Source organism: Bradyrhizobium sp. CCBAU 11361 (assembly GCF_028128935.1).
GTDB classification, from domain to species: Bacteria; Pseudomonadota; Alphaproteobacteria; order Rhizobiales; family Xanthobacteraceae; genus Bradyrhizobium; species Bradyrhizobium niftali.
In genome coordinates, this window is the sequence record NZ_LBJZ01000158.1 from 14,954 (window position 1) to 32,335 (window position 17,382).

The 17,382-nt window shown below is 61.6% G+C and carries 15 protein-coding genes; 8 read left to right on the plus strand and 7 right to left on the minus strand.

The features are described 5' to 3' along the window. Positions 1–16 precede the first annotated feature (16 nt). The 4 genes from XI08_RS14665 to XI08_RS14680 all read left to right on the plus strand — a co-directional run bounded on the left by XI08_RS14665 (position 17) and on the right by XI08_RS14680 (position 4,983). Positions 17–868, plus strand: coding sequence for a transketolase (locus tag XI08_RS14665; RefSeq protein ID WP_271574919.1), 852 nt, complete (start codon positions 17–19; stop codon positions 866–868). After that, complete coding sequence (locus XI08_RS14670; RefSeq protein ID WP_271574920.1) at positions 865–1,875, plus strand: transketolase family protein; 1,011 nt, start codon at positions 865–867, stop codon at positions 1,873–1,875. Before XI08_RS14665 ends, XI08_RS14670 begins: the two co-directional genes overlap by 4 nt. Positions 1,876–2,068: 193 nt before the next feature. Further along, positions 2,069–3,094, plus strand: coding sequence for a TRAP transporter substrate-binding protein (locus XI08_RS14675; protein WP_271574921.1), 1,026 nt, complete (start codon positions 2,069–2,071; stop codon positions 3,092–3,094). Positions 3,095–3,129: 35 nt separating this feature from the next. After that, a complete protein-coding gene (locus XI08_RS14680; RefSeq protein WP_442869610.1) occupies positions 3,130–4,983 on the plus strand; it encodes a TRAP transporter large permease in 1,854 nt (617 codons plus the stop codon). A gap of 49 nt (positions 4,984–5,032) precedes the next feature. Here the strand turns inward: XI08_RS14680 and XI08_RS14685 are convergent, their stop codons facing one another. The 6 genes from XI08_RS14685 to XI08_RS14710 form a co-directional block, all read right to left on the minus strand. Beyond that, positions 5,033–6,676, minus strand: a complete 1,644-nt coding sequence (locus XI08_RS14685) for a tannase/feruloyl esterase family alpha/beta hydrolase (protein ID WP_271574922.1) — start codon at positions 6,674–6,676, stop codon at positions 5,033–5,035. Positions 6,677–7,042: 366 nt separating this feature from the next. Further along, positions 7,043–7,933 carry an SMP-30/gluconolactonase/LRE family protein gene (locus XI08_RS14690; RefSeq protein ID WP_271574923.1) on the minus strand — a complete coding sequence of 297 codons (891 nt, stop codon included), beginning with the start codon at positions 7,931–7,933 and terminating at the stop codon, positions 7,043–7,045. A 34-nt stretch (positions 7,934–7,967) separates the two neighbouring features. Then, positions 7,968–9,071 (minus strand): ABC transporter ATP-binding protein, encoded by a 1,104-nt coding sequence (locus XI08_RS14695; protein WP_271574924.1) that lies wholly within the window; start codon positions 9,069–9,071, stop codon positions 7,968–7,970. A 10-nt stretch (positions 9,072–9,081) separates the two neighbouring features. Next, entirely contained in the window at positions 9,082–9,921 is an 840-nt protein-coding gene (locus tag XI08_RS14700) for a carbohydrate ABC transporter permease (RefSeq protein ID WP_271574925.1), read from the minus strand. Continuing rightward, positions 9,918–10,841: a carbohydrate ABC transporter permease gene (locus XI08_RS14705; RefSeq protein WP_271574926.1), complete on the minus strand. Its 924-nt coding sequence runs from the start codon at positions 10,839–10,841 to the stop codon at positions 9,918–9,920. Before XI08_RS14705 ends, XI08_RS14700 begins: the two co-directional genes overlap by 4 nt. Positions 10,842–10,903: 62 nt before the next feature. Continuing rightward, positions 10,904–12,340 (minus strand): ABC transporter substrate-binding protein, encoded by a 1,437-nt coding sequence (locus tag XI08_RS14710; RefSeq protein ID WP_271574927.1) that lies wholly within the window; start codon positions 12,338–12,340, stop codon positions 10,904–10,906. Between the two features lie 636 nt (positions 12,341–12,976). Here XI08_RS14710 and XI08_RS14715 point away from each other — a divergent pair. Then, entirely contained in the window at positions 12,977–13,144 is a 168-nt protein-coding gene (locus tag XI08_RS14715; RefSeq protein ID WP_271574928.1) for a hypothetical protein, read from the plus strand. Positions 13,145–13,204: 60 nt separating this feature from the next. Here the strand turns inward: XI08_RS14715 and XI08_RS14720 are convergent, their stop codons facing one another. Beyond that, entirely contained in the window at positions 13,205–14,017 is an 813-nt protein-coding gene (locus XI08_RS14720) for a FadR/GntR family transcriptional regulator (protein WP_271554379.1), read from the minus strand. 173 nt (positions 14,018–14,190) lie between these two features. Here XI08_RS14720 and XI08_RS14725 point away from each other — a divergent pair, with 173 nt between their 5' ends. From XI08_RS14725 to XI08_RS14735, 3 genes are all read left to right on the plus strand, one after another. Further along, positions 14,191–15,159: a dihydrodipicolinate synthase family protein gene (locus XI08_RS14725; RefSeq protein ID WP_271574929.1), complete on the plus strand. Its 969-nt coding sequence runs from the start codon at positions 14,191–14,193 to the stop codon at positions 15,157–15,159. A gap of 23 nt (positions 15,160–15,182) precedes the next feature. Beyond that, positions 15,183–16,295: a BMP family ABC transporter substrate-binding protein gene (locus XI08_RS14730; RefSeq protein ID WP_271574930.1), complete on the plus strand. Its 1,113-nt coding sequence runs from the start codon at positions 15,183–15,185 to the stop codon at positions 16,293–16,295. A gap of 75 nt (positions 16,296–16,370) precedes the next feature. Beyond that, positions 16,371–17,381 carry an ABC transporter permease gene (locus XI08_RS14735; protein WP_271574931.1) on the plus strand — a complete coding sequence of 337 codons (1,011 nt, stop codon included), beginning with the start codon at positions 16,371–16,373 and terminating at the stop codon, positions 17,379–17,381. The last annotated feature ends 1 nt before the right edge of the window (position 17,382 follow it).

Below are 17,382 nucleotides of genomic sequence, written 5' to 3' on the forward strand. Positions count from 1 at the left end.
GACAAGGGCCAGATCGATGGAAACCTCGACCAAGACGCTTACGAACACGCCCAAGCTGGCGGACCGCGCCTACAATATTCGCCGCAATGCCCTGCGCATGGGCGAAGTCCAAGGCCAAGGCTATATCGCACAGGCGCTCGACATCTCCGACGTTCTCGCCGTCGCCTATTTCCACGCGATGCGCTATCGTCCGGAGGACCCGTCCTGGGAAGGACGCGACCGCTTTCTTCTCTCGAACGGGCACTATGCCATCGCGCTCTACGCTGCTTTGATCGAGGCGGGGATCGTCCCCGAGGAAGAACTCGAAACCTATGGCAGCGACGAGAGCCGCCTGCCCATGTCGGGCATGGCCTCCTACACGCCCGGAATGGAAATGTCGGGCGGCTCGCTCGGGCTCGGACTCAGCATCGCCGTCGGCATGGGCCTGGGACTCAAACGCAAGAAATCCGGAGCGCGGGTATACACCTTATTTTCCGATGGCGAGCTTGACGAAGGCTCGGTCTGGGAGGCGATCCAGTCGGCAGGCCACTACAAGCTCGACAATCTGATCGGCATCGTCGACGTCAACAATCAGCAGGCGGACGGTCCTTCCACACAGGTCATGGCGTTCGAGCCGCTGGTCGAGAAGCTTCAGGCCTTCGGCTGGTTCGTGCAGCGCGTCAACGGCAACGATCTCGTTGCCGTGGTTGCCGCCTTCGACGCCGCCAAGTCTCATCCCGAGCCCAAGCCGCGGATGATCGTCGCCGACACGCTGATGGGGAAGGGTGTTCCCTTCCTCGAGCAGCGCGAGAAGAGCCATTTCATCCGCGTCGAGCAGCACGAATGGCAGCTCGCGCTTGCCGCGCTGGAAGCCGGGAGGCAGGCATGAAGACCGTCCGATCAGCACCGCCGCCGGGCAAGCCGCGCCTGACCACCTCAGCGATGATCGCTTCGATCGCGGCCGAAGGACAGAAGACGAAGCCGGCGCCCTTTGGACACGCGCTCGTCGAGCTCGCGCGCAGCCGTCCCGATGTGGTCGGCATGACGGCCGATCTCGGCAAGTACACTGACCTGCATATTTTTGCGAAGGAATTTCCGGACCGCTATTACCAGATGGGCATGGCCGAGCAGCTTCTGTTCGGCGCGGCCTCCGGCCTTGCCGCCGAAGGCTTCATGCCGTTCGCCACCACCTACGCCGTGTTCGCGTCTCGGCGGGCTTACGATTTCATTCACCAGACCATTGCGGAGGAAGACCGCAACGTGAAGATCGTCTGCGCGTTGCCGGGCCTGACCTCGGGCTACGGCCCGAGCCATCAGGCAGCGGAGGACCTCGCGCTGTTTCGCGCGATGCCGAATATGACGGTCATCGATCCCTGCGATGCCCACGAAATCGAGCAACTGGTGCCTGCTATCGCGGCGCTTCACGGGCCGGTCTACATGCGTCTGCTGCGCGGCCAGGTGCCGGTCGTGCTGGACGAATATGACTACAAGTTCGAGCTCGGCAAGGCCGCGCTGATCCGTGACGGGAAGGACGTCCTGGTCATTTCCTCCGGCATCATGACCATGCGTGCGCTTGAGGCCGCGCAGACCTTGAAGGACGACAGCGTCGATGTTGCGGTGCTGCATGTGCCAACCATCAAGCCGCTCGACGCCGAGACGATCTTGCGCGAAGCCGGCAGGCCGGGCCGGCTCGTCGTCGTTGCCGAAAACCACACAACAATTGGCGGTCTCGGCGAGGCGGTTGCCGCACTTCTGATGCGTTCCGGCGTCCATCCGCCCTTCCGCCAGATCGCATTGCCGGACGAGTTTCTTGATGCTGGTGCACTTCCGACGCTGCACGACCGCTACGGGATTTCCACTGTAGAGGTCGCACGACAGATCAAGAAGTGGCTTTAGGATACCGGCGCTAAGCGCCAATCGAGCCAAGCTCAGGTGAGGAGCTACGCCCGTCGCATGTTGTGGCGGCGAGTGATTGCTCCTGCCCAAATGTCTGTGATCTAGAGCCGGCAAGCGGAGAACCCGGAAAGCTGCACGCCAGCGTGCGCTGATGCAGCGGGCAGCAACGTCAATAAAGGACCAGGAGGAAAACATGACAGTATCGAAGCCCGGAAGCATCAGCCGCCGTTCGCTGTTGATGGCAGCCACGGCCGTACCTCTCTGCGGGATTCTGACCCGTCCGGCGTCTGCCGCAGAGTACGTCTATAAGTTCGCGACCGGACAGGATCCGACGCATCCGGTGAATGTCCGGGCCCAGGAGGCCATCGACCGTATTCGCGAAGCGACCAGCGGCCGGCTGGAGATCCGGCTGTTTCCGGCCAATCAACTCGGCTCCGACACCGAGCTTTTGACCCAGGTTCGCAGCGGCGGCGTCGAGTTCTTCAACCAATCGTCCTCGATTCTTGCCACCCTGGTCCCAAGTGCGGGCATCGTGAACACCGGCTTCGCATTCGCCGACTACGACAGCGTATGGAAGGCGATGGACGGCGGCCTCGGCACCTACATCCGGGCGCAGATCGCCAAGACGCCGATCATGGTGGTGTCGAAGGCCTGGGACAACGGCTTTCGTCAGGTGACCTCGTCCGGCCGCGAGGTGCGAACGCCGGATGATCTCAAGAACTTCCAGATCCGCGTGCCGCCCGCGCCATTGCTGACCTCGCTGTTCAAGGCGCTCGGAGCCGGGCCGACGCCGATCAACTTCAACGAGGTCTATTCCGCGTTGCAGACCAAGGTCGTCGACGGCCAGGAGAATCCGTTGCCGATCATCGCGACCGCGCGTCTTTATGAAGTGCAAAGCACGTGCAGCCTGACCGGGCACGTCTGGGACGGCTATTGGATCCTGGGCAACAAGCGCGCCTTCGAGCGCCTGCCCAAGGACCTGCAGGAGATCGTGACGCGCGAGCTCGATCGCTCCGCGGTCGATCAGCGGGCAGACATCGCAAAGCTCAGCCAGTCGCTGCGCGCCGATCTGTCGGCCAAAGGGCTCAAGTTCATCGACGTCGATCGTGCCGCTTTTCGCCAGGCGCTGTCTAAGACCAGCTTTTACGCCGACTGGAAGGGCAAGTTTGGCGAGGAGGCATGGTCTCACCTTGAAAAAGCCGCGGGCCAGCTATCATGACCAGCGTGAGCCATACGCCGCATGTCGATGCCGGGATGGCGGCCGGTACGTCTCAAGCGACCCCGCGCAGATGGGTGGTGCGGGCCAACACATTACTGGGCCACGTCGTCGCAGTCCCGGCGGCATTGCTCGTGCTGGCGGAGATCGCGGTCCTGTCCGCGGGCATTGTGGGCAGATACGTGTTCCGCTCGCCGATCGTCTGGTCCGACGAGCTCGCCAGCATTCTCTTTCTCTGGCTTGCCATGCTCGGATCCGTGATTGCGTTCCAGCGCGGTGAGCATATGCGCATGACCGCCATTGTCGGCGTTCTCAGTGCGGAACTCCGCGCGTTCCTGGACGTCGTGGCAGCAGCGGCATCGCTGGCGTTTCTCGTGCTTGTCGTTTGGCCGGCCTATGAATTCGCCGCCGACGAGGCATTCGTCACGACCCCGGCGCTGGAGATCGTCAACACCTGGCGTGCTGCCGCGCTGCCGATCGGGATCGGGCTAATGCTGATCGCAGCCGTCCTCCGGCTCATTCGCATCGCGAGCCCGCGAAGCTTGCTGGCCTCCCTGGCAATCGTCGCGGGCGTCATCGCGACGTTCGCTCTACTGGCCCCAGTTTTGAAGCCGCTCGGCAATCTGAACCTTCTGATCTTCTTCGTCTTCGTCGTCGGCGCGATGGTCTTTGCGGCCGTGCCGATCGCGTTTGCGTTCGGCCTCGCCACCGTGGGCTATCTCGCCCTAACGACCAATACGCCCGACGTGGTGATGATCGGACGAATGGATGAGGGAATGAGCCACCTGATCCTGCTCGCCGTGCCTCTCTTCGTCTTTCTCGGCCTTCTGATCGAGATGACGGGCATGGCGCGCGCCATGGTCAGCTTCCTGGCAAGCCTTTTGGGCCACGTGCGTGGCGGGCTGCACTACGTGCTGGTCGGGGCGATGTATCTGGTCTCAGGCATCTCCGGCTCCAAGGCGGCGGACATGGCCGCTGTTGCGCCGGTCCTGTTTCCCGAGATGCGGCAGCGTGGGGCCAAGCCGGGTGATCTCGTTGCGCTCCTGGCCGCGACGGGGGCGCAGACCGAGACGATTCCTCCGTCGCTCGTTCTGATCACGATCGGCTCGGTGACCGGTGTGTCGATCTCGGCGTTGTTCACCGGCGGGTTGCTCCCGGGCGTGGTGCTCGCGGTCATGCTCGCGGCCGTGGTGTGGTGGCGATACCGCCGCGAGGACTTGTCTCACGTCAAACGGGCGACGGGGCGGCAGATCGGCCGCGCCTTTGTGATCGCGATACCGGCCATCGCGCTGCCATTCGTGATCCGGACTGCCGTCGTCGAAGGCGTTGCGACGGCAACGGAGGTCTCGACCATCGGGATCCTGTACTCGGCCTGTGCGGGTCTCTTCATCTATCGGCAGTTCGACTGGCGCCGCATCTATCCGATGCTGGTCGAGACGGCCTCGCTGTCGGGCGCGATCCTGCTCATCATTGGCGCGGCGACGGGCATGGCCTGGGCGCTGACCCAGTCGGGATTTTCTGCCTCTCTTGCAAAGTTCATGACCAGCCTTCCTGGCGGAGTCCCCGTGTTCCTGGCGGTGACGATCGTGACCTTCGTGATCCTGGGCAGCGTCCTGGAAGGGATCCCGGCCATCGTCCTGTTTGGCCCGCTCCTGTTCCCCATCGCGCGGCAGGTCGGGGTGCACGATGTCCACTATGCAATGGTGGTCGTTCTGGCCATGGGCATCGGCCTGTTCGCGCCACCGTTCGGCGTCGGCTACTACGCGGCTTGCGCCATCAGCCGCATCAATCCGGACGAGGGCATGAAGCCGATCGTGGGCTACATGATCGCGCTCTTGATCGGCACACTGATCGTCGCAGCCGTACCCTGGCTATCGATCGGCTTTCTTTGATGTATCGGCGGGACGCCTCCGGAGGCTTCTCGGTCGGCCCTGCTGCTTCTCATGGTGCGGTTTCTCTGCAGTCGTAACTTTCTGCCACGCTCCTATTGCCCCCGACATAATGTGGGTAGTTGGGGTAGCGGCACATCGGACGGGACGCCTTCAGAGCAAAGGGCGGCGTGGTTTCCTTCACCGTCTGGATCAGCGCGTCGGCCGGCGCGATGCCGTCGGTGGCCCAGTGGTCGAGCGGGTCGAGCAAATCGACCATGGTCGGGATCGCGGTGCCGTCCGGTACGGTTGCGCCGTTGCCGGTGTGGGTCGAGCCAGGCGAAAGATAGAGGCGCGCAGAGGCATCGACTGTGGTCTGACCGAGTTTGGCCACGACTGACTGGAAATAGTTGATACCGGCGAGCGGGCTCTGCGCGAGGTCGGCCAAATTCTCTCGCATGATGAGCTTGCCGCCATGGGCGAAGAAAGCCGACAGATCTGGATTGGTGGAATCGAGCAGCTTCGAGATTTCCTCGACGCGGGCACGAAAATTTTCCGGACGATAGCTCTGCACATCGAACTTATCGTCACGCGCGATCATGAAGCGCACGGCGTTCGCGCCGTAGATCCAGTGTTGCGAAGCCGTGGCCACATCAAGTGGCTCGCTTGGCGGGGCCGTGCCGACAACCCAGCGCGCCATGGTCGATCTGTCTGGGTCGGGTGTCGTCTCATTGCCATAGAGCCATTGTGGATAGGCGGTGATGCCGTTCGCCATCGCGAACTGGAAGGGATGCGGCGCATGCACCGCGCGGACGGAGGCGATCTGCGGGTCCGACAGGCAGTTGTCGCCCGTATCTGTTCCGCCGGGGCAGCGCAATGCGGCGAGGTTCACCTTGGGCTGGCACGCAAATGTATTGCTGACGATACCGTCGCGTAGGCCGTCGAGCTCGTCGCAAGCGTCCATTACGAACTTTGCCAGCATCTCGGTCTTTGCCTGATTGAGCCAGCCGCCCTCGAACTGCGGCAGCACGTTCGGGATGTAGGACTGGAACAGCATAGACAGCTGCACTACCGGCACGACGCTGACAACGCCGTCATAGTCGACCGGAAAGCGCTGGGCCATGGTGAGTCCTTCGCGGCCACCTTCAGAACCGCCGAAATAGTAGATCCTCACCGGCCGCTTGCGGTAAAGTACTTCGCTAAGCACTACGGCGACGTCGCGTACCTTCTTGTAGGACGCATAAGCATAATTGGTCAGCATTTCGTCGTTGAGACCGAACTTACCGATCGAGTCGCGAGGGTAGCTCGAAGACTGATGGCCGGAATCGGTGCCGACCGTCGCATAGCCACGCGCAAGCGGCAGGATATCGTCGGGCGCTGCATCGCGGAGGGGCGCCAGACCGGTGATCAAGCTGCCATTGTAGCCGCCGCCGCCATACTGCAACAGCTTGCCGTTCCAGGCGGCCGGCAGATTGAGCTCGATATTGATCAGCTGCGCCGTCGGATCAACCGGGGCAATGGTACCCAACACCTTGCAGAAGGCGGGCGTCGCGGGCGTCTTCGCCTGCGCCGCTGCCGCGACAAAACTCGCAGAGGCGACAACGGCATTCCCGCTGGGAAGCCCGATCAATGCGGCTGGAATGGTCCGATCAGCAAGTCCCAGGCAGCTGTCCTGAAATATCTCGCCGGCGACTGAGGGTCCGCCAGTCAGCAGCACAACGAGCGCGCCAAGCGCCAGGCTGAAAGCAGCGGCCGATCGGAGCCGCCTTGCGCGAGCAGGGTGGCCGTTGTTTCTGCATATCATGTTTTCACTTCCTAGCGGTGTTGCTGTTGCGCAGAGCCGGACGCACTCGAAAATACTCCCGCGAAGATGCCAACCTGTCAAATGTCTGAGATGGGCTCAGGATGGTGTTTCTGTCGAACCGCTCAAGCGTTGCGGTAAAGGCGAATTGAATTTTTGAGACCGCTGCGTCGAACGGTACTCTTTGGGATTGCGCCTGATGTCGTCGATCCACCACACGACCGATCTTAGCGTACAAAGCCGCGGGCGTGTTCGTGGACCGCTACGCGCGGGGGCCCTCCCTTAGGCGAACTTCGGCAGATGCAGCGGCAGGCCCTCGCAGGGCATATCGATCTCCTCGACCTGCCCCTTGCCGACTTCAGTCACGCGTAGCTTCTTGCCCTCGAGCGTGAAGGCACAATTCGTCGGCTGCGGCCCATCCAGGATCAGCCGGTCCACCACTTCACCCCGTCGGTCTAGTACCGTGACGTTCTTCTGGTTGTAGACCGTGCAATACAGGCGGCCATCCGTGCCGAAGGCCATCCCGTCGGGCCCCTTGAAATCGGGATTGGCATCCGGTTGCAGCACGTTGCCGAAGACCTCGCGTTCAGGCGAGGCTTCGCCGAACACGTCGTATCGGTAGATCTCGCCGGTGAAGGATGCGTTGGCATAGAGGTAATCGTCGGGACCGAAAGCAATGCCGTTGGTGAAGCGGATCTTGCGATCGAGCACGCGTAGCACCTTCAGGGCCGCCGGATCGATCTCATACACACGGCCGTCCCAATCAAGGTCCATATAACCGTCGACGAAGGCCTGGCCGTTGATGAAATCTTCGGCCGCCCTGCCGGAGTCTGTCATGTAGAGCAGTCCATTCGGACCGAAGCAGAGATCGTTCGGAAACAGGAAGCGGTCCGTACCTTCGCCCTGCATGCGTCGGATCTCGTTTCCGCGTTCGTCGATGCAGATCAGCGCCCGGAGCCCTGCTTCCGCGATCCAGATCCGGCCATGGCCATCAGTCGTCAACCCGTTCGGACGCCCGCCCGTCGTCCGGATCACCCTGCGATTGCCGCGAGGATCAAGCCGTGTGACGCAAAGGGTCGACGCGGACATTTCGGTCACATACATCGATCCATCGGGCAGGCACACCGGCCCCTCCGGAGCTCCAATTCCGGTGGCAAACAGTCTCGACGCCATTTTTTCCTCCCGTTCTCCAGATTGCCGGCGCTCGTTACGAGATGACCAGGCCGCTGGCCGGATCGATCAGCACCACGCGATTGAGGTCGATGGCGAGGTCGATCCGCTCGCCATGGCTGCTGACGTCATGAGCCTGCAGCTCCGCGACCGCATCGACGCCGCCGATCTTGATGGTGGTGAATGTACGGGTCCCCGTCGGCTGAATGAGATCGGCAACGGCCGAATAGGAGACCACCCCGTCGCGCAGAGGTCCGCCGCCAGCCCGGCTGAAGTGCTGGGGTCGAATGCCGACGAGAACTTCTTGGCCATCCGCACCTGTGAGCAATTTGGCTCTTGCGCTCGGAAGCGTCAGCGCACCGCCGGACTGAAACACAACTGCGGCGCAGCCGCCGCTCGTCTTGAAGGTCGCCGGGACGAGGTTGATCGACGGAGACCCGAGGAAGCCGGCCACAAAGCCCGTACGCGGCTGCTCGAAAAGTTCAAGCGGGGCCCCTTGCTGCTCGATCTTTCCATCGCGGAGCAGCACGATGCGGTCAGCGAGCGTCATAGCCTCGACTTGATCGTGGGTGACGTAGATCATCGTCGTCGTGATCTCGTGATGCAGACGCTTGATCTCGGTCCGCATCTCGTCGCGCAATTGAGCGTCGAGGTTCGAGAGCGGTTCGTCGAAGAGGAACAGGTCCGCCTTGCGGACGATGGCGCGTCCGATCGCGACCCGCTGACGCTGTCCGCCGGAGAGCTGACGCGGAAAGCGCTGAAGGAGATTTCCGATGCCGAGCATGTCGGCGGCTTCGCTGACCCGCTTCCTGATCTCGATCTCTGGAGTCTTGCGGGCGCGCAGACCGAAGGCGATGTTGTCGTTGACGGTCAAATAGGGGTAGAGCGCGTAATTTTGAAATACCATCGCGATGTTGCGCTCGCGCGGGCGCAGATCGTTGACCACCGCCCCACCGATCGTGATGGTTCCGCCGTCCGGGTCTTCAAGACCGGCTATTGTTCGTAAGAGCGTGCTCTTGCCGCAGCCCGATGGTCCTACAAGAACTGCGAATTCGCCGTCGGCGATGGTGAGATCGACACCTCGAACCGCGTGCACGTTGCCATAGTATTTGTGTACCCCGGACAGCTTGACATCAGCCACTCCGCTCTCCCTAACCCTTGACTGCTCCCAAGGAGATGCCGCGCACGAGATAGCGCTGCATCACCGAGACTGCGACGAAGATCGGCAAGGTCCCCAATACGGACATCGCCGCGATCTTTCCCCAGAAATTCGATTGTCCGCCGAAGTAGTGCGTCAGCATGACGGGAAACGTGATGACTTCAGTGCGCGTGAGAACCAGCGCGAAGAGGAAGTCATTCCAGGCGAAGACGAAGGTGAAGACCGACGTCGCCATGAGTCCCGCGCGCACCATTGGAAAGACGACGTTCCAGATCACTTCCCATCGGTTCAGGCCATCGACGAGAGCGCTTTCCTCGAGCTCCAGCGGAACGTCGACGATATAGCCGCGCATCATCCAGATGACGTATGGGAGATTGAACGCCGTGTAGAGCAGGATCAGCCCGAAATAGCCGTCGACGAGACCAAAATAGACGTAGATCAGGAAGATCGGGAAAACGACCGCGATCGGCGGGATCATGCGTTGGGAAATGATCCACATCGCGAGGTTCTTGCCGCCGGTGCCGAAGCGGGCGATGCTGTAGGCACAGAGCGTCCCCAGGACTATCGCGATGCCGGAACTGACGCCGGCGAGGATCAGACTGTTCAGGATGGCAAGGACGTCACCGTCCTTGAACAACACGTAATAGTTCGAAAACTGGATCTGACCGGGGATCCACAAGGGCGGCACATGATAGATCTCGTCCGGCGTCTTGAACGAAATCATGAATAGCCAGTAGACCGGAAACAGGAACAGCAGGGTGACGACGCCGGCGCCGAGATAGCGAAGCGCCAGGATGCGAGCTTTTCTCGCCGGAAGCTTGCCGCCCCTCATCGCGCAAGGTCCGTGCGCTTGAGAACCAGGGTGGTGATGAGCGTAAGCAGCGCAATTACCAGGAACGAGATCGCGGCCGTATAGCTGGTCTCGAATTGCGAGAAGCCCTGCACATAGGTGTAGAGCGAGATGGTCTCGGTCATCGAGCCCGGGCCGCCTTCGGTAAGAGCCCAGATGATGTCGAAGATACGGACAAGGTCGAGGCCCCGGATCAAGCAGGCAACAGCGACAACGGGAGCGATTGCCGGCAGAACGATCGCACGAAGGACGCGAAAGTATGATGCGCCATCGATTTCCGCAGCCTCGAGCTGCGATTGGTCGACGTTCGACAAGGCTGCGAGCAGCAGCAGGAACATGAACGGTGACCACTGCCAGACCTCGCAGATGATGATCGCGGGATAGACGTAGGCGGGATTGACCGTCCAAAGGATTCGCACTGGCTCGCCGGCGATGAAGCTGAGGATCTCACCGATTGGACCGAAGCGGACGTCGAACATCAGCCGCCAGGTCGCTCCCGCGACGATCGGAGAGATCACAGTCGGAAGCACCAGCAGCGCGACGAAGAGCTGGCGTCCGGGCATGCGATCGATGAAGAGCTGCGCCATCAGGAAACCGATCAGCAACTCGAGGGGGAGGGCGACCGCGGTGATGATGACGGTGTGGCCGAGCGAGGCCCAGAGGCGGGCATCCCTGAACAGCTCCGCATAGTTCAAGAGGCCAACGAAGGACGTGTCGTTCTCGGTCATCGTGATGCGCTGGAAGCTCACGATGAGCGAGTAGATCAGGGGAAACAAGCCGACCAGGAGAAGGATCAGAATGGCCGGTGCGACGATGAGATAGGGCAGGCGATCCTCGAGCGTGCGCCCGAGGCGGCTCGGGCGGCGTTGCTCGGCACCGTTGAGACTTGCGGAAAGCGTCATCATGGGTCCAGGAAACGACACCGCATAGGAGGACGATGCCTCCCATGCGGTGTCCAAAGCAGCTATTGGGGATAGGCGCCGGGCTTGGCCGCCCAGACCTTGTAGACGGCCTTTTGATTGTCGACGCCGACCTTGTCGGTGATGGCGTCGAATTGTTGCGCCATGCGGTCGAGGATGGCCTTCGGATCTTCGCCAGCCCAGAGGCTCGAAATCGCCTTGGTCATCGCTTCGTCGTACTTGTCCTGCTGCAGCAGGGACAGATCGAGCAGGCCTTTCTCGCCGGATGTCTTGATCGTATCGAGATAGGCAGGGGCGTCAGGCCAGAGCGCGCTGTATTTCTCGCTCGCATAGTGCGAGAGGCGGAAGGGATCGCGGAGCGTGTAGGGGAGTTGGACGCGCTCGAGACTGGTCTTCTTGCTGTTCAGCCATTGGATGAAGAGATAGGCCGCCTCCTTGTTCTTGCTGGTGGCCGACACCGACAAGTCGAAGCCGACGCCGAGTTCGGGGCGGCCGAGAGGCGTGAGCGCGTAGCCGACCTTGCCGGCGACTTGCGATTTCGGCACCCACTTCAGCGCTTCTTCGCCCGAGCCGTAGCCCGCAGCCCAGCGTCCGTACGGCGGCCAGGAGATGGTCATCGCGGTCGTGCCCTGGAGGAATGCCGCGAGATTGTCGACGAAATTCCACTGCTCCACGCCCGGCGGCATGAACTTGTTTTCCGCCAGCATTTCCTTGAACACCTTGAGGCCGACTTCGCCATTCACCGTCGCCTTCATGGTCTCCGCATTGAAGAACTTGCCGCCCTCCATGCGGAAACGCTCTTGGAACATGTATTGCGGATATGGCGCGGTGCGGAAGAAGCCGGCGCCGTAAACCTTGGGCGCCATCTTGTCGGTGATGAACTGACCGATCTCGTCGAACTGCTTCCAGTCCTTCGGCGGTGCAAGTTCGTAGCCGAACTTGGCCTTGAACTCCTCCTTCACCTTCGGATCCTCGAAGAGGTCCTTGCGGTAGTAGAGCAGCATCACGTCGCCGTCGTCCGGAAAGCCGAAGATCTTCCCGTCGTACTGCATCTGGTTGTCGCGGTAGGCCGCCGCGATGTCCTGCAACTCGTCGCGATAGCCGAATTTGTCGACATACTTGTCGAGTGGCTCAAGCGCGCCGGCGCGCGCAAGATCAGGCATCCAGGACGGAATGACGTTCAGCGCGTCGTAGGCTCCGGCGCCCGATTTGAAATCCTGCATGATCTTGGTGAACATCTGGTCGGTGGGCACTTCGACCACTTTCACCTTGATGCCGGTGAGCTTCTCCCATTTGGGACCCGAGTAATTCAGTGGGTCGAGCGATTGGAGGCCGGCCTCCCAGACGATGCTGATCGTCGTGCCCGCATACTTCTTTGCTGCTTCGACCGCGATGTCGGCAGCATCCTTATCGGCGGCAGGCGCCGAGGCACCAGTGAGCGCTAGGACAGCAGCCGCTCCGAGAAACGTCCTGAACTTCATCCCATCTTCCTCCTCTCCTGGGCGTCCGCAGACCGGCAGGCGGCTTTGGAGCGCTTCTCACGCGAACTTTTGGCTGATCAGCAGGTGCGGATATCGCCCCGCAGCGCGAGCTCGGTCGGGCGGAACCGATGCTGCGGGCAAATCCATTTATCTATGGCGAGAATTGCCGCTCAGGCATCTTTCGGCCAGGTCTGCATCAGCCAGACTGGGCTTCCCGAATGAACGCGATTTGGCTTCCTTGAAGCACGCATCCTCCCCAAAAACGCTGTTAGCTCTGATTTTGAGCTAGTCTGCGTTGTCGCAGAACTCTTCGACAAATGAGAACTTTGCAGGCATGGGTGAGCTACATTCACCTGTCCAGCCTGCGGCTCTCAGAAGCAAGACAAGTTCGGACTTGCTCTACCGCCTAGTTCTATCTGCGAGGCGGCGCTCCTGCGCACGTCGTTGCTAAGCATGCGTGATACGAACCAAGTGCTGCCGCCATCGGTCGTCAGGCTCAGCGCCGTTGTCGAGTGCAGACCGCGGGCATCATCGACCGCCACTGCAATGTAGGCGGCGTAGAGCAGGCTTAGTCCACCGCCGCGCCTGTGGCGATCACTGCGCATCGATGCTGGTCAAACGCTAGATCACAAAATAATGGCCGTCGATCGTACGTCGCAGTCAACTCGTCAATCGCTCGCGCGCGGTGCCAGCGCACAGATCGAGATCGCCGCCAAGCATAAAGATCCGCCCGCTCGCGGCGATCACGACAGCGCCGACGTACGGGCGTTCGCGCTTGTAGCCATTACCAAGACGGCGGCCTAACGCTTCGACAAGGTGCCAAAAGCGCGAACTCACCAGGTCGTGCTGGGTCGGCAAACCTCGTTAGGAGAGCGGTCGCGGGCGCGGCGCCATTTCCGAGTCGAGGATCAGTCGTCCATCGAGTCGGCCGTCCAGACGCTTCACGTACTCGGAAGCCTCTTCCATATGCGCCTTCATGAGCGCACGCACGCGCTCGCTGTCTCTCGCGCGAGCGGCTTTCGCGATCTCCGCATGAATCTTGACGTTGGCGCACCCGAATTTCGTGTGTTCTTCCGGAGGCGTCTGCGTGCTGAAGACGACCAGGCGTCGGAGCATTTCGTTGATCAGCTCACATGCGAAGCGCAGGAAGGGATTGGGATTTGCTGCAGCCAGGATGTCGTGAAAATCCAGATCCGCCTGGCGTTGGCGGACCAGAAGAGAGGGCTCCTGCGAGGTCGGTTGGCAGGTCTCGATGTTGTGCTCGAGCGCATCGAGCTGCTCGTCGGAAAGAAATGGCACCGAGCCGGCGGCCAGTTCCGGCTCGAGCAATCGGCGCGCTGCATAGATGTCCTCCATGCTGACTTCCTTGAAGAACAGATAGTTCTGCAACAGTTGAAACGTGCGCGCGAGTGGCACCTCGATAATCGTTGCGCCGCCGGTAGGACCGGTGCTGACCGTGATCAGTCCTTGGACCTCAAGCGATTTTAGCGCCTCGCGGATGGTGCTCTTGCTGACCGAAAACAGCCGCTGAAGCTCCTTTTCCATCGGAAGTTTGGCTCCCGGGAGAAGATTCTTCTGCGTGATCAACTGCTTGATCTCCTCGGTAACGAGATCGGCGCGCTTTTGAATTTTCAGCCGGCCTGGAGGCTTCGGCATTTTTTCCAGTTCCGTCGTCATTCGAAAATCTCCAGAGCGATCAGCAAGTTGGCGGCACATCCGTCCACGGATCGCGCAGCGCGCCGAAGAAAAGATTCGAGTCGCCGATTGACACTTCTCCCACGGTCTGCATATTCATGCAAATCCGGTTTATCATAATAAATATAATAAAACGGATCATTGGGCGAGGGACCATGATGGTGATGGGGCGAGAAATCCCTGAAATCTGGGCGGCGATTCACACGCCGTTCGACGACTCCGGCGCCATCGACGAGGCCGGGATCCGTCGGAACGTCCGGCACTACATCGCAACCGGATTGGCGGGGGTGTTCTGCAATGGACTGATCGGCGAGGTCTGGTCGCTCACGCTGCAAGAAAGGCAGCGCGTCGTCGAAGTGATCGCCGATGAGGCCGGAGGCCGTCTCGGGATCTCGGTGGTGATCTCGGGTCCTTCGGTTGAAGAGACCATCGAGCTTGGCGAGCACGCGCGTCGACTCGGCGTCAGTCACGCCGTGCTGATGGTCCCGACCTCAGGGCCGCGATCCCCTGCGCAGCAGTTCGAATATCTGCACCACATCTGCACACGTCTGGAGATGCCGATCGTCATCTTCAACGCCCGAACCGCTGCAGGCAGCCCGTTGGATCCTGCCGTTTTCACGCAGCTTTGTTCGCTGCCCAATCTCAAGCTGCTGAAGACGACCGGCACTACAGCCGAGAACGCTGCGCTTCGCCAAGCCGCGCGCAATGGCGTGCTCGTCTCCGATCCTTTGGAAGAAAACTTCTTCGTCAACATGCAGGGCGAAGGTCAGTCGATCCTGTATGCCGACCCTGAGCCCTACCTTTACCAACGCGGGGACTTTCGTCCGATCGCGAACTACGTGGCGCTGCTGGCGTCCGGACAAACGGAAGAGGCGGCGCGCATCTGCGCGTCACTCGCACCGCAACGGGCCGTCTTCAACAAGTGGATCATGGACCCGCTGAAGCGCGGTCACATGCCGAACGCGGCGGTCAAGCACTGGTGCGATCTGGTCGGCATAGCCGGTGGCGCCGTGCGCGCGCCCGTCACCCCCCTGTCCGCCGCCGAACGGAGAGAACTGGAAGCAGACCTCGTCGCATGCGAGGCGCCAGGCCTGCTCTCTGCCGCCGAACGAACCTCGTCATAGCCTGATCATCCAGGGAGAGAAAAATGACCTTGAGACCCTTCGACCGTCGCTCGTTCCTTCAGATGCTGGCCGCTGCCGGCTCCGCACCATTCATTCTCGATATTCAGGCTGCGCAGGCGGAAACGCCCCTTACGGTCGGGATCCTCTATTCCGGTTCAAAACAGGATTATGGCTTCAACCAGTCTCATGCGCAGGCCGCAGCCGCGCTGAAGAAGCTACCCGGCATCAAGGTGGTCGAAGAGGAGCGCGTTCCCGAAACGATCGCCGCCCAGCGCAGCATGGAAGGGATGATCCGCCAGGATGGCGCGCAGCTCATCCTGGCGACGTCCTTCGGCTACTTCAAGCCTCACGTTCTGGAGATGGCGGCCAAATATCCGGATGTCACCTTCGCTCACACCGGCGGCGTCTGGACAGCGGGCATGCCCGAAAACATCGGCACATTCTACGCCTACATTTTCGAGGCGCAGTACATTTCGGGAATCATTGCGGGCCATATGACCAAGACCAAGAAGCTCGGCCTCGTCGCCGCGAAGCCGACGCCCAATCTTCTGCGAAGCATCAACGCGTTCGCGATCGGCGCCCGTTCGGTCGATCCGGCCATCCAGGTGCAGGTCATCTTCACGGGCGATTGGGTGCTTCCCGTGCGCGAAGCAGAGGCGACGAATACGCTCGTCGATCAGGGCGCCGACGTCATCGCGGCCCAGGTGGACAGCCCGAAGGTGGTGATAGAGACGGCCGAGAAGCGCGGCGTCATGTCGTGCGGCTACCATTCGAGCCAGGCGGATGTCGCTCCCAACGGCTATCTCACGGGAGCCGAGTGGAACTGGATCACGCCATATCTTGTGTATGCCGGCAGCGTCCGGGGTGGCAAAAAGCCGGAGCATTACTTGCGTGCCGGCATCTCCGACCATTTCGTCAAGAACAGTCCTTTCGGAAAGCTCGTCACGCCCGAGGCCCGCGCGGGCGCCGAGAAGGCACGAGCAGACCTTATCGGCGGCACGCTCGTGATCTACGGCGGCCCGCTCAAGGACAACAAGGGCAACGTCGTCATTCCTGCCGGCGTCATGCAGAGCAGCAACGACCGCGCGCTCGACGGTATCAACTACCTCGTTGAAGGCATCATCGGCCAAGTCTAGGAGGCGAGCTTGTCTTCGATCTCGGGAGTCGAGCCCGTGCCTTCGGGCCAGCCGCGAACCGCAGCCCAGCTCAGCGTGGCCTTGCCCATCCTGGCGGTGCTGCTCGCATCGGCGGTCTTCGCGGCCTTCGTTGCCCTGTATGGGCAGAACCCCTTCGCGGTATTCGGCCTGATCGTTCAAGGCGGCTTCGGCAGCAGCTTCGCCTGGCAGGATACCTTATCGCGGGCCGCACCGTTGATCTTGGTTGGCTTGGCCGTTGCCATACCCGCACAGGCAGGGCTGGTGATCATCGGCGGCGAGGGCGCTCTGGTGCTCGGAGGACTTGCTGGGGCCGTCGTGACGTTGCCGTTTGCGGGGACGCACGCACTTCCGATGCAAGTCATCATGTTGGCCGCAGGCGCGCTCTCCGGAGGACTCTGGTTCGGTCTGGCCGCTGTGCTCCGGCAATATCGCGGTGTGAATGAAACGATCTCGAGCCTGCTCCTGTCCTACATAGGGATCGCGATTTTTCACCATCTGACGGAAGGCCTGCTCCGGGATCCCGCGAGCCTCGACAAGCCGTCGACCCATCCGATCGATCCGTCCTACATGTTGCCCATGCTGCGGGGCGTTGGCGTTCATGCTGGGCTTGCGGTCAGCCTGGCGCTGGCCATCGTCGCCCACGTCGTGCTGCGCTACACACGATGGGGCTTTGCGCTGCGCGTGGTCGGCGGTAGCGCCAGGGTCGCGAGGATGGTCGGCCTGACCGTGAATCGCTGGGTCATCGGTGCGACGTTTGTGGCGGGCGGAATGGCAGGAGTTGCCGGCGCGATCGAAGTGGCGGCCGTGCAGGGGACGGCCAACTCCTCACTCATCGTCGGCTATGGCTACAGCGGAATCCTTGTCGCGTTCCTGGCGCGCCACCAGCCGCTTGCGATTGTCGCAGTCGCGCTCTTGATCGGCGGCATGCAGGCAAGCGCCAGCCTGCTGCAACGGCGCCTCGAGCTTCCCGACGCGACGATGCTGGTGTTTCAGGGCTTGATCTTCGTCTGCGTCCTCGTCGCGGATGCAATTGCGCAACAACTCCGAGAAAACACGCGGAGGTAAG